Source organism: Actinomyces bowdenii (assembly GCF_017592395.1).
In the GTDB taxonomy this organism is placed as follows: Bacteria; Actinomycetota; Actinomycetes; order Actinomycetales; family Actinomycetaceae; genus Actinomyces; species Actinomyces bowdenii.
This window is the reverse complement of record NZ_JAGFOU010000002.1, coordinates 133330-147284: the sequence shown is the minus strand read 5'-3', so window position 1 is coordinate 147284 and position 13955 is coordinate 133330. Positions and strand designations below refer to the sequence as shown.

Sequence of the window (13955 nt, the reverse complement as noted above, 5' to 3'; positions counted from 1 at the left end):
TCACTCACCGCCCTGGGGCGCCGCAGGGGCCTCGGGCGCCTGGGCAGCACCTCCGTACTGGGTGGATCCGGGATCCAGGGCGCCGTCATCCCCCTCGCCGCGCAGGGCCAGGCGCACCTTGACGGCGAAGCTCTCGGCGTAGGCGATCTTGAGCGCGTCCTGCGAGGTCAGGGCGAAGGTGACCGGGACGCCCTCCTCATCGGTGAAGTTCCCGGAGGCATCCTCCTCCTTGACCGCGGTGGGCACGCCGACATCGATGACAAGGGCGTTCTCGACCACGACCTTGGCCTCCTGGACCTTCGTGCTCGGGTCCTCGACGGTGGCGATGATGTCGACCGTCTCGCCCGAGGAGACCTTCCCGGCCACGCCGGTCTCGGCGTCGACGATGATGGCGACCTCGCGGTAGCCGGGCTGGAGGCCCGGGGGCGGTTCGAGCATCCCGCTCTGGAGCATGTCGCCGCTGTGGTAGCTGCCGGCGGTCACCAGTCCTGCCGTCTCCTCGAAGGTGTGCAGCGCCTGCTCGGGCACCCACCGCTCGGGCACCTCCTTGATCTCCACATCCTCCTCGGTCAGCGAGGTCAGGGACTCCACATCCCGGGTCAGGGTGACGACGGTGGTCATCGGTCCTACCTGGCTCGCGACCGAGCTGACGTAGGAGGCCACGAGCCCGAAGGTGACGAGGGCTCCGATCATGGTGAAGAAGATGAGGATGACGCCTTTGCGCTGCCGGGGGTTCATCAGATCCTTGCTCCTTCGGTCGTGGCCCGGTTCACGGGCCGGTTGCTTCTCATGGCCCCGACGGATGTGCGGTCGGTTCCGCAGAACAGGCAGCCAGTGGGGCCCGCAGGCCTGCCGCAGGTGGGGCATCCGCTGCATCCGGCCCGCTGCGCCAGCGCGATGGCCATCCGGTTGGGCGCCTCGGGAAGCGCCGAGCGCTCCACCCAGCTGCGGGCCTTCCAGGTCGCTGGGTCCACAGGCAGGTGAAAGCCGGCCGGTGGCGCTACGACGGCGATCGCGCCGTCGCCGCCGGGGGGCTCAGAGCGGGCCTCCACGCTCATCGCCACTGGCAGCTGCGACCAGTCCACGGGCTTGACGGAGGTGACCTCGCGCGTGACCACGTCGACGTCGAAACTCGCTCCGGGGAAGAAGCTGCGCAGGTGCTGGAGCATGGACGGGCGGCCCGCCTCGAGCCGGGACACGGAGGTCAGGGCAACGCGGGTGGACACGATCCTCTGCGAGGCGTCGACCACCGCTTGCGCCACGCCCAGGTGGCTGGTGGGGATGGACAGGACCAGGGAGGCGATGGCCGCCTGACGAGTGGGAGTTCCTGGGATCGTCACGATGGCGACGCGATCATGCTCCAGAGCGGCCCGGGCGACCCAGGGCGCCCGCATGGCCTCTCTGGGCCCGCAGAGGATGAGCACGTCCTCCTCAGGCCAGGCTGGGATCAGGCCGACCGCCCCGTCAAGGGTATCGGCCGATTTCAGGCCTGGAACCAGCCCGGAGAGATCAATTCCCGCGGTGAGGAACATGACTTCCCTCCTGTGATCAGTCCCCCCGACCGGCGGGGAGAATCCGGTTTCCTCCTGATCACGCAGCCAGAACGACCAAAGCCGACGGCCTTACCACTCTTGGGAATGGGTATGGGATGGGACGCACGACTCTTGAGGTGATCGCAACCAAACTGCAACGATCGTGATGTTGTCAGGGACTATACATGAGGCGGACAGCACCAGCATGGGATACCCCTCCCATCTGGACGGGCCCTTCTCCCCATCCCTGAACCCCCACGAGGACATATTGGTGAACGATCAAGCACACCATGGTTCAGCGCCATCATGAAAGGACGTGAAGCATCCTCGAACGGCAGCAGCAGACTCGGAAACCTACAGAGATAACTGGAGCCATTGGCGCTTTCCAACAACATCAGCCTAAGGGACGGCCGGGAGAGTCGATAGGGGCGCTCGCCCCACGGCCGCCCCCAGCCCCGGTGTCTCACACCACATTCGCGAATTCCCTCACCATCCCGCCGCTAAGGCCCGATCCTCATCGCACTCAACACCTGTCAGCAGCCGTTATCCATACGTCCCCGATACACCCATGCACTCCCCAGGTACACGCGGATCCCTCGGTCTGTCCGCACCTCGTTCACGGCTCTCCACATGCCCCGCTCTATATCCGCAGGCCAAGGACCGACAGCCTTTCACCATGCCCTCCCAGCGCACTCATCTCCAGCGAGAGGGCCTCAGGCACGCTGTGGTTCTCCACACCACCTGCCTGTGCCTGCCGCGTCGAGAGCCCTCGCCCCGCGCCCACGACGGCAGCGCGCTATCACTGCTGCCAGGTGATCTCCACGCGGCGGTTGGCGGCCCTGCCCTCCTCGCTGACCGAGCCGTCCTCCTTGGTCTCGCTTGCTGCCGGCTCGCTCTCGCCCTTCCCGGAGGCCTCCACCTTCAGGGACGGCGCCTTGGAGGTCAGGTAGTCGGCCACGGCCTGGGCCCGCTGCTCGGACAGGGTCTGGTTGTGGGCGTCGTCTGCCACCGAATCGGTGTGCCCCACCACCGTCACCGACTCCGGCGGAGCACCGCCCCACCCGGACACGATCTCGTCGAGGACCTGCGTGGCCCGGTCGGTGAGGGTGGCCGAGTCGGTCTCGAAGTTGACGTCGCCCGACAGCGTCGCCCTGGTCCTCGTGCCATCGGAGTCCGTAGTCACCGCACCGTCGGAGGCCCCCACGCGCAGGACGAGGTCCATCCTCGGCATGACGATCTGCCTGATCGGCGTGATATCGGGCCGGACGGAGGCGGGCGGCATGGCCTGCCCGGTGATCGCAGGCGGATGGGTGACCGAGCCCGAGGTCCTCGTGGCCACGCCGCCCCTGGAGTCCTCGGGCGACTCGTCATCGGCCCAGGCCGGGCCCACCATCCCGACCAGGGCCACCCCCAGGGCCGCCAGGGCGCAGGCACCGCTGGTCAGGCCGCGATGGGCCCTGCTGACTCCCGGGGCGCTCATCGTGTCACCGACACGTTGTCGAAGGAACCGGCCAGCGGAATCGTCACCGTCACGGCGCTCACATCCTGGGGCAGGGCGGCGAAGGAGGTCTGGAAGACCATGGTCCGGCCGGGTGCGATGTTCAGGCCGGAGGTGGGCGAGCACAGGCAGTTGCCCCCGGTGTCGTAGGCCGCCCGGTAGATCTCGTTGTTCGTGGTGTCCAGGACGGTGACGCCGTCGGTGTTGTAGTTAGTCCCGCCACTGTCGCTGACCGCGCCCTCGGAGTTGAGCGGGACGCCGCTGACCTGGTCGGACAGGTTGTCCCAAGGAATCCAGTCATCCCCCGCCTCGGTATTGGTGTTGGTCACGGAGAACAGGACGGTCGTCACCCCGCCCGACACGGTCACGGAGTTCAGGGTGATGGTCAGGGGCGTCTTGCCCTCGGAGCTCTCCCGCGAGGCGATGACCGGCAGTTCGGTCGAGATGGCCACCGGCTCATCGGAGCCCGCCGAGGCCCGGGTGGACTCCAGCACGGAGGTGACCGCCGCGGGGACGTTCGAGGCCTGCTGCGAGCCGCCGTCGGCGGACTCCTCCGAGCCGCCCCCGAAGAACGAGCAGGCGCTCAGGGTGCCGGCGGCCAGGGCGGCGGCACTCACGGCGGCCAGCAGCCGACGGCGCCGTCCACCCGACGGCGAGGCGGAGCGCCGGGCTGCTCCACCGCCCTCGGCCCTCTCAGTGGTCCTGCCAGTGCGGATCGTCGTGCGGATCATCGCGAACCTCCATGATCTGGCGGACTCCCTCTGCCCGCCCCGCTCTCAAGAGTAGAACCACCATCATGGCAGGGATATGGGCAGGCGCCCACGGGGAGAAAGCGTATAGAGCCCGGGCCCCTCACGGGTCCACGGGGAGAGCCCGGGCACTGCCCGCAGACGCGTCGTCAGCCGCCTCCCACGCGGGGAGACGGCCGACGGCGCACGATGCCTCCTACTGCTGCCAGGTGATCTCCACGCGGCGGTTGGCGGCCTTGCCCTCCTCACTGACCGAGCCATCCTCCTTGGTCTCACTGGCCACCGGCTCGCTCTCACCCTTGCCCGAGGACTCCACCGTCACGGAGGGCGCCTTGGAGGTCAGGTACTCGGCCACCGCCTGCGCCCGCTGCTCGGACAGGGTCTGGTTATGCCCATCATCAGCCACCGAATCAGTGTGCCCCACCACCGTCACCGAGGCCGGTGGCCTGCTCCCCCAACCCTCGGCAATCCCGTCCAGCACCTCCTTGGCACGCTCGGTGAGCGTCGCGGAATCGACGTCGAAGTTGACATCCCCGGACAGGGAGGCCGTCGTCGTCGAGCCGTGGGAGGAGTAGGTCACCGCACTATCGGCACTGCCCTTCCGCGAGACCGGCTCCATCGCGCGCACGATGAGGTCCGCGGTTCGGGGGATGCCCGGGCCGGTGCTCTCAGGAGGGATCCTCTCGACCCTCCCGCTGCCCGACGGCGTCGGAGAGGCCTCCCCCGACGAGGCACCGGCCGCGCCGCTCAGCGCAGAGGGCGTGGAGGCAGCCGCGGCGGGCGAGGCGAGGACGAGCGCGCTCACGGCGAGGACGGCAGCACCCGGCAGGAGCGGCAGGCGCGCGCGGCCACACCGGCGCCGGCCATCGCGCGCCGATGCCCTGAGCGTCCCCGGTCTCATCGGGTCACCGTCACATTGCTGAAGGTGCCACCCGAGGGGATGGCGACCGTGACCGTGGAGGCTTCGGCAGGAACGCCGGCGAAGGTCGCCTGCAGGACCAGGGAGTTCCCCGGCTTCACATACTCCGATAAGGGGCCGGAGCACAGGCAGCCCCCGTTGCCGTCATAGGCCACCCGGTAGACCGTCGAGGAGGACGACTCGGTGAGCGTGAGCCCGTCGGCATTATTGGATACCCCTCCGGGGGAGGGCTTTCCCTCCGCCTGCGGAACGGAGTCATCACCGTCGGAGAAGGTCTCATAGACCCACATGTCATCGTCCGGGTCATTATTCGTCACGGTGAATGTGACGGTGATCGTGCTCCCCGTGCCACCGACCGAGTTGAGGGTGACGGTGGCCGCATTCCCTTCAACGGTCGTCTCATAGGAGCCGAGATTCCCCGGCGCTCCCCCGCCCTCGCCACCAGCCTCGCTCGTACCCGCACCTGCGCTGCCGGCCCCGGAGGCAGCAGGTGACGACGCCGCATCATCGCTGCCTCCTCCCGTGAGCTGGCAGCCCGCCAGCCCCAGTGCCAATCCGACCGCACTCATCGCGGCGAGAACCCGCCCAGCAGCCCGCTCAGTCATCCCCATCATGATGAAACCTCCATCGTGCTCAATTGCCACTCCTCGCCAGCCGTCTCGGCTCGAGGAATGGCAGCACCGTAGGAGAATCCCGGAAACAGAGGAATGGGCAGGCTCCCACGGGGAAAGAACGTGCAGGGCCCGGGCCCCACCCCATTCCACGGGCAGGCCCCGGGGAGCACGGGGACGCCGTCGGCCGCCTCCCACGCGGGGAGACGGCCGACGGCGTCGATTCAGCAGCTGGTTCCACCAGCCCGATCGCGGGCCCGGAACTCCAACTGCGGTGCCCGGAGGGCCTCAGGCCACCTCAGGCCTTGGCGACATCCATCGGGATGCCCGGGCCCATGGTGGTGCTCATGGTGGCCTTGAGGATGTAGCGGCCCTTGGAGGTCGAGGGCTTGAGGCGCAGGACCTCATCGAGGGCGGCCTGGAAGTTGTCCAGCAGCTGCTCCTCGGTGAAGCCGGCCTTGCCGATGATGAAGTGGAGGTTGGCGGCGCGGTCCACGCGGAACTCGATGCGCCCGCCCTTGATGTCGGTGACGGCCTTGGCCACGTCCATGGTCACGGTGCCGGTCTTGGGGTTGGGCATGAGGCCGCGGGGGCCCAGGACGCGGCCCAGGCGGCCGACCTTGCCCATGAGGTCGGGGGTGGCCACGGCGGCGTCGAAGTCCGTGTAGCCGGCGGCGACCTTCTCGATGAGCTCGTCGCCGCCGACCTCGTCGGCCCCGGCGTCCAGCGCCTGCTGGGCGCGCTCGCCCTGGGCGAAGACGACGACGCGGGCGGTCTTACCGGTGCCGTGCGGCAGGGACACGGTGCCTCGGACCATCTGGTCGGCCTTGCGGGGGTCCACACCCAGGCGGAAGACGACGTCCACGGTGGAGTCGAACTTCGTGACGGTGGTCCCCTTGGCCAGGTGGACGGCCTCGGCCGGCGTGTAGAGGATTCCGGACTGGATCTTCTCAGCGGCGGCGCGGTAGGCCTTGCTGCGCTTGGTCATCTGCTTCTCCTTAGCAGTCGTGGTTGGCGGGCCGCGCTGGGCCCTACCACGGGTGGTTCATGACATCGGTGGGTGCGGCGGGCCCGGGGCCCGCGCGCCGAGCCGCCCTCGGGCGCCTCGACAGGTGATCGGGGCGCCTCAGGCCTCGACGGTGATGCCCATGGAGCGGGCGGTGCCGGCGATGATCCTGGCGGCGGCCTCGACGTCGTTGGCGTTGAGGTCGGGCATCTTGGACTCGGCGATCTCGCGGATCTGGTCGGCGCTCAGGGAGGCCACCTTGGCGCTGTGCGGGGTGGCGGAGCCCTTGGAGATGCCCGCGGCCTTCTTGATGAGCTCGGCGGCCGGCGGGGTCTTGGTGATGAAGGTGAAGGAGCGGTCCTCGTAGACGGTGATCTCCACGGGGATGACGTTGCCGCGCTGCGACTCGGTGGCAGCGTTGTACGCCTTGCAGAACTCCATGATGTTCACGCCCTGGGCACCCAGGGCGGGGCCGATCGGCGGGGCGGGGTTGGCCTGGCCGGCCTGGATCTGGAGCTTGATCAGCCCGGCGACCTTCTTCTTGGGGGCCATAGTGGGGTCCTTATCGTGTCCGGAAGATGCTGCACGCCTGCCGTGCAGCGTATGCATGCGTGGGCACGCACAAGCGCCCATCGTAGCCCCGCCCGGGACTCCTCAGGGCGCTCGGTGCGCGGTTTCACAGGAGCCGCGCTGTGATCCTCGGCTCCCGCCCTGCCGCGGCCGCGCCCACGAGGGGGCGCCGCCGGGGCTCGGGGCGCCTCAGATCTTGGCGACCTGGGTGAAGGAGAGCTCGGCGGGGGTGTCGCGGCCGAACAGGGAGATGAGCACCTGGAGCTTCTGGGTCTCGGGGTGGATCTCGGCGATCGTGGCGGGAAGCGTCTCGAAGGGGCCGTCGGTGACGATGACGGACTCGCCCACCTCGAAAGCCACCTCGAAGACCTTGCCGTCGGCGGCGATCTGGGTGCCCGAGCCGGACTCGGGGGCGGCCTGGGCCTCGGCCTGCTTGGCGGCGACCTCCTCGGGGGTGGGGCCGAGCTGGGAGACGGCCTCCTCGAAGGTCAGGGGAACCGGGTTGTAGCGGTCGCCGACGAAGCCGGTGACGGCGGGGGTGTCCTTGATGGTGCGCCACACGCGGTCGGAGGTCTCCGGGTCATCCAGGTCCATGCGCACGAAGACGTAGCCGGGGATGCGCACACGGGAGACCTCCTTCTTCTTGGACCCGTTCTTGATCTCGATGACGGTCTCCATGGGGACCGTGGCATCGAAGACGTAGTCCTCGACCTCGAAGTTCTCGGCGCGGGTCATGATGTCGGTGGCCACCCGGCGCTCGTAGCCGGAGTAGGTGTGCAGCACGTACCACTCCCCGGGCAGGGCGGACATCTGCTTGCGGAACTCCTCCAGGGGATCGACCGCGGGCGCCTCCTGCTCGGCGGCCTCGGGGGCCCCGGCGGCCTCAGACGGCTCACCGGCCTGCGGGGCGGCGGCCTGCTGCGCACCCTCGGCGGAGTCGGCGCTCGCCACCGGCTCGACGCCCTGAGCATCCTCGGCGAAGGGCTGGGCGGAGGTGTCCTCTGACATGGTGTACCTGCTTTCCGGTGGCTCGATGCGGGCGGGGCAAGACCCTTGAGTATGTCAGGTGTGCCCGGGAGGCTGCTGGTGGGCAGCCCGGTCCGCGCTCAGGCGAAGATCCACGTGACAGCGCGGTTGAAGACGAAGTCCAGCACGCCGGTGAACAGCATGATGGCGAGGATGAAGACGACCACGACGACGAAGTAGGTCCCCAGCTCGGAGCGGGTGGGCCAGACGACCTTGCGCAGCTCGTCGATGACCTGGCGGATGAACAGCGCAATGCGCCCGAAGAAGCCGCGACTCTTCTTCGTGGGTGTGCTCGCGGCGCTCTCGCTCATGAATGTCGGTCCTCAGGGTCATACATCTCGATCAGTGCCCGCATGCGGGCGAGAGGACGGAGTCGACGGGATCCCCCGACAGATCCGCCGTTCTCAGCAGGGCAGGCGGGACTCGAACCCACAACCGCCGGTTTTGGAGACCGGTGCGCTACCAATTGCGCCACTGCCCTTCAGCGGTGCCCTAGTCTGCCATACGGACGGGCATCCGGGGCAACCCGCCGCCGTGGGCTGCGACACGTCACCGGTGGCGTATCATCTGATGTCTGATGCTTCGGTGGGGCTGCGACGACGTCGCCCATCACCAGCGGCGCCCCTGGCGGCCCGCCGGTCCCGGCAGCACCTCCGGTCCCATCGCACCCGTCTCGCACCCATCGCGCTCAAGGAGGAGAGCATGACCCCCACCGGCAGTCCCACTGACACCGCAGGCACCGCCCCCTCACCGGGCCCGATCGCCGTCCTGGGCGCCTACGCCTCCCTGCCCAGCAGGCAGGAGGAGGTCGAGGAGTACTACCGGCTGCTGGCCGCCCTGCCCGCGGTGCGGGGCCTGGAGCTGCCCTTCCGCGACGACCTGGCCGGCCCCGCCGGCATCGACTGGCTGGCGGCCCGGCTCGCCCCCGCCTGGGACCGCAATATCGTCACCGCCATCCCCGGGACCATGATGCGCGTGTGGGCCACCGCCACGTTCGGCCTGGCCTCCACCGACCGGGGCGGGCGGGCCGAGGCCCTGGCCTTCACCCGTGCCGTGCGCGACGGCGTCGAGGCCCTGCGGGAGGCGGCCGGGCGCGACGTCGTCGCCGGGGTCGAGCTGCACTCGGCGCCCTCGGGGGCGCCGGGGGTGGCTCACGTGGCGGAGGCCTTCGGGGAGTCCCTGGCCGAGGTGGCCGACTGGGACTGGGGCGGGGCGCTGCTGCTGGTGGAGCACTGCGACGCCTACGTCGGCGACGACCGCGGGGAGAAGCGGATGCTGACCCTGGCCGAGGAGCTCGAGGTGCTGCGCGAGCTGGACCATCCCGGGGTGCGCATGAGCCTGAACTGGGGGCGCAGCGCCCTGGAGGCCCACGACGCCTCCGCCCCCCTGGAGCATGTGCGCGCCGCCCGGGCCGCCGGGGTCCTGGAGGGGGTGACCTTCTCGGGGGCCGGCCCGGTGGACACGCCCTACGCCAAGGCCTGGATGGACGGCCACCTGCCCCTGGAGGCCGACGAGCCCGGGTCGGTGATGAGCGCCGCGCACGTGCGCGAGTGCGCCCTGGCCGCCGTCGGGCCCCAGGCCGCGGCGCCCGCCGCCCGCTACCTGGGCGCCAAGTGCCAGGTGCCCGCCGATGCGGACCTGCCCACGCGGGCGGCCATGCTCACCCGCATCCTCCAGGCCACCGGTGTGGGACCATGGGAGCCGTGAGCACAGCCAGCACCGCGCCCAAGAGCCGCGTCTCCGCCCGCCTGTCCGCCATCGCCCCCTCCGCCACCCTCGCCGTGGACGCCAAGGCCAAGGCCCTCAAGGCCGCCGGCCGCCCGGTCATCGGCTTCGGTGCCGGGGAGCCCGACTTCGCCACCCCCGACTACATCGTCGCAGCCGCCGTCGAGGCCGCCAAGGACCCCGCCAACCACAAGTACTCCCCCGCCAAGGGCCTTCCGGCCCTGCGCGAGGCCATCGCCGCCAAGACCCTGAGGGACTCGGGCTACGAGGTCTCCCCCGAGGGCATCCTGGTGACCAACGGCGGCAAGCAGGCCGTCTTCCAGGCCTTCGCCGCCATCGTCGATCCCGGCGACGAGGTGCTGCTGCCCACCCCCTACTGGACCACCTACCCCGAGGCCATCGCCCTGGCGGGGGGCACCACCGTGGAGGTCTTCGCCGGGGCCGAGCAGGACTACAAGGTCACGGTCGACCAGCTCGAGGCCGCCCGCACCGAGCGCACCAAGGCCCTGCTCGTGTGCTCCCCCTCCAACCCCACCGGCAGCGTCCACACCCCCGCCGAGCTGAGTGCCATCGGGCAGTGGGCGCTGGAGCACGGCATCTGGGTCATCACCGACGAGATCTACGAGCACCTCCTGTACGACGGCGCCGCCCCCGCCCATATCGTCGCCCTCGTCCCCGAGCTGGCCGACCAGGCCATCGTGCTCAACGGCGTGGCCAAGACCTACGCCATGACCGGCTGGCGCGTGGGCTGGATGATCGGCCCCGGCGACGTCATCAAGGCGGCCACCAACTTCCAGTCCCACCTGACCAGCAACGTCGCCAACGTCTCCCAGCGCGCCGCGCTGGCGGCCGTGGCCGGGGACCTGTCCGCCGTGGAGGAGATGCGCTCGGCCTTCGACCGCCGCCGCCGCACCATGGTCGAGATGCTCACCGCCATCGAGGGCCTGACCGTCCCGGTCCCCCAGGGCGCCTTCTACGCCTACCCCAGCATGGAGGCCCTCCTGGGGCGCCGCCTGCGCGGCACCGGGATCGACTCCTCGGCCACCCTGGCGGGGCTGATCCTGGAGCACGCCGAGGTGGCGGTCGTCCCCGGTGAGGCCTTCGGCCCCTCCGGCTTCCTGCGCCTGTCCTACGCCCTGGGCGACGAGGACCTGGCCGAGGGCGTCGGCCGCATCCAGTCCCTGCTGGCCGAGGTCGAGTAGCCGGGCAGCCCGCCCCGCATGCGCGCCCCTGCCGCCCTGCGCGGGCGGCAGGGGCGCGTTCCCAGGCGCCTGCCCGCGGGCGCGCGACGCCACGGGCCCCAGCGCACCCGGGGCACCGTGCCCCGTGGCAGGCCCGGAGGCCTCAGCGGCCGGCTGCGGGGACCTCGATGAGGTCGGCCTGCGGCTGCTCGCGCCTCATGCGGGTGATGACCAGGTGCATCCAGATGAGGGTGAGCCCGGTGATGAGGGTCAGCACGATGAAGGGCGTGGAGGTCAGGCCGGTCAGGTCCTCGATGTAGGCGAAGGCCGGGGGCAGGAAGAACCCGCCCAGGCCGCCGAGCATGCCCACCAGGCCGCCCACGGAGCCGACATTGCCGGGGAAGTAGGTGGGGATGTGCTTGTAGACCGCGGCCTTGCCGATGCCCATGGAGCAGCCCACCAGGAAGATGAGGAGCACCACCAGCCACAGGGGCAGCCCGTAGGCCCTGCCGTTCTCATCGACGCCCGAGGGCAGGCACAGGACGGTGAGCACCGCCCCGATGATGAGGAAGGTGCCGTACATGGCGGCCCGCGCGCCCCACCGGTCGGAGACCCACCCGCCCAGGGGCCGCAGCAGGGAGGCGGGGAAGATGAAGGAGGCCGTCAGCAGGCCGGCGGTGCCCAGCGACACCCCGTAGGCGTCCAGGTAGTAGCCGGGCAGGATCGCCGAGTAGGCCACGTAGGCGCCGAAGACGATGACGTAGTAGAGGCTGAAGCGCCACACGCGGATATCCGACATGGGCCGGAGCATGACGCGCACCGGGGTGGAGCGGCCGGGCTTGCGGTCCGGGCTGGGGGTGATGAGCCACAGGGCCACCGCGCACACGACCAGGAGCACCGCGTAGACCATGGGGATGAGGCGCCACCCGCCCCGGATGCCCAGCAGGTAGGTGGACCCCGCGGTGGCGGCGATGATGCCCGGGCCGATGAGCTTGGTGACCGAGGCGCCCACATTGCCCGCCCCGAAGACCCCCAGGGCCAGGCCCTTGTGCCGCTCGGAGAACCAGGCGGAGTTCCAGGCGATGCCGCTGGAGAAGGAGTTGCCCACCACCCCCACGCAGAAGGCCAGCACCAGCAGCATGGCGTAGCTGGTGGCCAGGGAGACCAGCACGCAGGCCACGGCCCCCAGCGCCATCATGGCCGTCATGACGATCCTGCCCCCGTAGCGGTCGGCCAGGATGCCCGCGGGCAGGCGCCACATGGAGCCGTTGAGCACGGCCACGGCGCTGATCCAGGACAGCTGGACGGCGTCGAGGCCGAACTCCTTCTGGATCGGCTTGCCCAGGATGCCGAACATCAGCCACACCGCGAACATGAGGGTGAAGGCGATGGTGGACATGGTCAGGACCCGGTAGGCGCCCGGCGCCTCGTGGTGAGGCGCTTCGGCGGGCATCCCGGGATCAGCGGCGGGCACAGGGCGTTGAGCGGTCACGGCGCACCTTCTCTCGGCAAGCGGCGACGGCGCTCCCGCCGTGCGCTGGGCGCGCCTCAGGCGGCTGGGCGGTCTGGCACAGGAGCCGTGTCGCGAGGACCACACCACCATAGCCCGTATCCCCGCCCCGAGACGGGGGAATCCGCCGATGGTCACCGGGAGCGGGGACCCGCCACCGGTATCGGGGCTCAGGGCTCCTGGGCCGCCGGCGTCGGCACGGAGGTGAACTCGCCCCCCGGCCGGCGCAGGTGGGGGTCCTGGGCCAGGTAGTCGCCGGTCTCGCGGACGATGAGGCCCGACAGGACGAGCAGGCCGATGAGATTGGGCACGGCCATGAGCCCGTTGGCGATGTCGGCGAAGGCCCACACCGCGTCCAGGCTCGTCACCGAGCCGATGAAGACGGCCATGGTGAACACGAGGCGGAAGGGCAGCACCCCGTGCACCCCCACGAGCCTGACCACGCAGCGCTCGGCGTAGTAGGCCCACCCCAGGATCGTGGAGGAGGCCAGGAAGACCAGGGCCACCGAGACGATGTAGTGCCCCCACTGGCCGGGCAGGCCGTTGCTGAAGGCCTCCGCGGTCATGGTGTCGGGGTTGCCGCCCGTCCAGCTGCCGGTGGTCAGGATGACCAGGCCGGTGCAGGTGACCACGATGATGGTGTCGATGAAGGTCTGGGTCATGGACACCAGGCCCTGACGGGTCGGGTGCCTGGTCTTGGCCGCCGCCGCGGCGATGGCCGCCGACCCCATGCCCGACTCGTTGGAGAAGATGCCCCGGGCCACCCCGTACTGGACGGCCATGAGCACCGTGGAGCCCAGGAATCCGCCCGCCGCCCCCGAGCCGGTGAAGGCCCCCTGGAGGACCATCCCCAGGGCGTGGGGGATGGAGCCGGCGTTGACCGCCAGGATGTAGAGGCATCCCGTGACGTAGAAGACGATCATCATGGGCACGAAGGCGGCCGTCACGGTGCCGATGGCGCTGATGCCGCCCAGGAGCACCGCGCCGACGGCGATGGCCAGCAGGATCCCCACCAGGGCCGGGTCCCAGCCGAAGGAGTGGGACAGCTGCGCGGCCACCGCATTGGACTGGGTGGTCGAGCCGATCCCGAAGGAGGCCAGGATGGCGGCCACGGCGAAGAGCACGGATAGGAGGCGCCCCGCGCGGCCCTTGATGGCGTGGCGCAGGTAGTACTGGGGGCCGCCGGACTGCCTGCCGTGAGCATCGGTGGTGCGGAAGCGCACCGCCAGGAAGGCCTCGGCGTACTTCGAGGCCATGCCGAACAGCGCCGTGACCCACATCCAGAGCAGGGCCCCCGGGCCGCCCAGGTGGATGGCCGTGGCCACGCCGATGATGTTGCCCACGCCGACCGTGGCCGCCAGTGCCGTCGTCAGGGCCTGGTAGTGGGAGATGTCGCCCTCGGCGGTGTCCCTCTCCCCGTCCTGGCGGTCGAGGAGGGCGAAGCGCAGCGCCGGCCCGAGCTTGCGCAGCTGCAGGCCCCGCAGGCGCACCGTGAGCACCATGCCGGTGCCCAGGAGCAGGGGGATGAGGAACCACGGGCCCCAGATGAAGGCGCTGACGGCGTTGAGGACGGACTCGATGCCGCCGGCCGCTCCAGCCGAGGCGGGCAGGGCCGTGGAGGGCGCGCC

At 70.4% G+C, this 13955-nt stretch carries 14 protein-coding genes and 1 tRNA gene; 2 read left to right on the top strand and 13 right to left on the bottom strand.

The window, feature by feature from the left end:
* The 11 genes from cpaB to J5X07_RS01730 form a co-directional block, all read right to left on the bottom strand.
* Entirely contained in the window at positions 1–738 is a 738-nt protein-coding gene (gene cpaB / locus J5X07_RS01780; protein WP_124932686.1) for a Flp pilus assembly protein CpaB, read from the bottom strand.
* A complete protein-coding gene (locus tag J5X07_RS01775) occupies positions 738–1340 on the bottom strand; it encodes a hypothetical protein (RefSeq protein WP_124932687.1) in 603 nt (200 codons plus the stop codon). The genes cpaB and J5X07_RS01775 overlap by 1 nt, the downstream gene beginning before the upstream one ends.
* Positions 1341–2331: 991 nt before the next feature.
* Positions 2332–3012: an OmpA family protein gene (locus tag J5X07_RS12795; RefSeq protein ID WP_243896274.1), complete on the bottom strand. Its 681-nt coding sequence runs from the start codon at positions 3010–3012 to the stop codon at positions 2332–2334.
* Entirely contained in the window at positions 3009–3761 is a 753-nt protein-coding gene (locus tag J5X07_RS01765; RefSeq protein WP_243896272.1) for a hypothetical protein, read from the bottom strand. The genes J5X07_RS12795 and J5X07_RS01765 overlap by 4 nt, the downstream gene beginning before the upstream one ends.
* Before the next feature lie 214 nt (positions 3762–3975).
* Positions 3976–4584, bottom strand: coding sequence for an OmpA family protein (locus J5X07_RS01760; protein WP_244924906.1), 609 nt, complete (start codon positions 4582–4584; stop codon positions 3976–3978).
* Positions 4585–4676: 92 nt separating this feature from the next.
* Positions 4677–5342 (bottom strand): hypothetical protein, encoded by a 666-nt coding sequence (locus J5X07_RS01755; protein WP_341769369.1) that lies wholly within the window; start codon positions 5340–5342, stop codon positions 4677–4679.
* A 265-nt stretch (positions 5343–5607) separates the two neighbouring features.
* Positions 5608–6297, bottom strand: coding sequence for a 50S ribosomal protein L1 (gene rplA / locus J5X07_RS01750; RefSeq protein WP_124932688.1), 690 nt, complete (start codon positions 6295–6297; stop codon positions 5608–5610).
* A gap of 138 nt (positions 6298–6435) precedes the next feature.
* Complete coding sequence (gene rplK, locus J5X07_RS01745) at positions 6436–6867, bottom strand: 50S ribosomal protein L11 (RefSeq protein WP_124932689.1); 432 nt, start codon at positions 6865–6867, stop codon at positions 6436–6438.
* A 207-nt stretch (positions 6868–7074) separates the two neighbouring features.
* On the bottom strand, positions 7075–7893 hold the full coding sequence (gene nusG / locus J5X07_RS01740) for a transcription termination/antitermination protein NusG (protein ID WP_208478457.1): 819 nt from the start codon (positions 7891–7893) through the stop codon (positions 7075–7077).
* A gap of 98 nt (positions 7894–7991) precedes the next feature.
* Positions 7992–8222, bottom strand: coding sequence for a preprotein translocase subunit SecE (gene secE / locus J5X07_RS01735; protein ID WP_124932691.1), 231 nt, complete (start codon positions 8220–8222; stop codon positions 7992–7994).
* Between the two features lie 97 nt (positions 8223–8319).
* A tRNA-Trp gene (locus J5X07_RS01730) sits at positions 8320–8392 on the bottom strand.
* Between the two features lie 221 nt (positions 8393–8613).
* Between J5X07_RS01730 and J5X07_RS01725 the strand changes: the two genes are divergently transcribed.
* Together J5X07_RS01725 and J5X07_RS01720 are read left to right on the top strand one after the other, a co-directional pair.
* Positions 8614–9618: a DUF4862 family protein gene (locus tag J5X07_RS01725; protein WP_208478456.1), complete on the top strand. Its 1005-nt coding sequence runs from the start codon at positions 8614–8616 to the stop codon at positions 9616–9618.
* Positions 9606–10838: a pyridoxal phosphate-dependent aminotransferase gene (locus J5X07_RS01720; RefSeq protein WP_208478455.1), complete on the top strand. Its 1233-nt coding sequence runs from the start codon at positions 9606–9608 to the stop codon at positions 10836–10838. The genes J5X07_RS01725 and J5X07_RS01720 overlap by 13 nt, the downstream gene beginning before the upstream one ends.
* A gap of 142 nt (positions 10839–10980) precedes the next feature.
* Here the strand turns inward: J5X07_RS01720 and J5X07_RS01715 are convergent, their stop codons facing one another.
* Both J5X07_RS01715 and J5X07_RS01710 read right to left on the bottom strand, forming a co-directional pair.
* Positions 10981–12309 carry an MFS transporter gene (locus tag J5X07_RS01715; RefSeq protein WP_341769368.1) on the bottom strand — a complete coding sequence of 443 codons (1329 nt, stop codon included), beginning with the start codon at positions 12307–12309 and terminating at the stop codon, positions 10981–10983.
* Positions 12310–12497: 188 nt separating this feature from the next.
* A complete protein-coding gene (locus tag J5X07_RS01710; RefSeq protein WP_341769372.1) occupies positions 12498–13937 on the bottom strand; it encodes an alanine/glycine:cation symporter family protein in 1440 nt (479 codons plus the stop codon).
* Positions 13938–13955 lie beyond the last annotated feature (18 nt).

What these genes read in the sequence shown, in the direction of transcription:
- rplK (WP_124932689.1), bottom strand. Translation starts at nt 6,867, where the DNA reads ATGGCCCCCAAGAAGAAGGTCGCCGGGCTGATCAAGCTCCAGATCCAG.
- J5X07_RS01765 (WP_243896272.1), bottom strand. Translation starts at nt 3,761, where the DNA reads ATGATCCGCACGACGATCCGCACTGGCAGGACCACTGAGAGGGCCGAG.
- rplA (WP_124932688.1), bottom strand. Translation starts at nt 6,297, where the DNA reads ATGACCAAGCGCAGCAAGGCCTACCGCGCCGCCGCTGAGAAGATCCAG.
- secE (WP_124932691.1), bottom strand. Translation starts at nt 8,222, where the DNA reads ATGAGCGAGAGCGCCGCGAGCACACCCACGAAGAAGAGTCGCGGCTTC.
- nusG (WP_208478457.1), bottom strand. Translation starts at nt 7,893, where the DNA reads ATGTCAGAGGACACCTCCGCCCAGCCCTTCGCCGAGGATGCTCAGGGC.
- J5X07_RS01725 (WP_208478456.1), top strand. Translation starts at nt 8,614, where the DNA reads ATGACCCCCACCGGCAGTCCCACTGACACCGCAGGCACCGCCCCCTCA.
- cpaB (WP_124932686.1), bottom strand. Translation starts at nt 738, where the DNA reads ATGAACCCCCGGCAGCGCAAAGGCGTCATCCTCATCTTCTTCACCATG.
- J5X07_RS12795 (WP_243896274.1), bottom strand. Translation starts at nt 3,012, where the DNA reads ATGAGCGCCCCGGGAGTCAGCAGGGCCCATCGCGGCCTGACCAGCGGT.
- J5X07_RS01720 (WP_208478455.1), top strand. Translation starts at nt 9,606, where the DNA reads ATGGGAGCCGTGAGCACAGCCAGCACCGCGCCCAAGAGCCGCGTCTCC.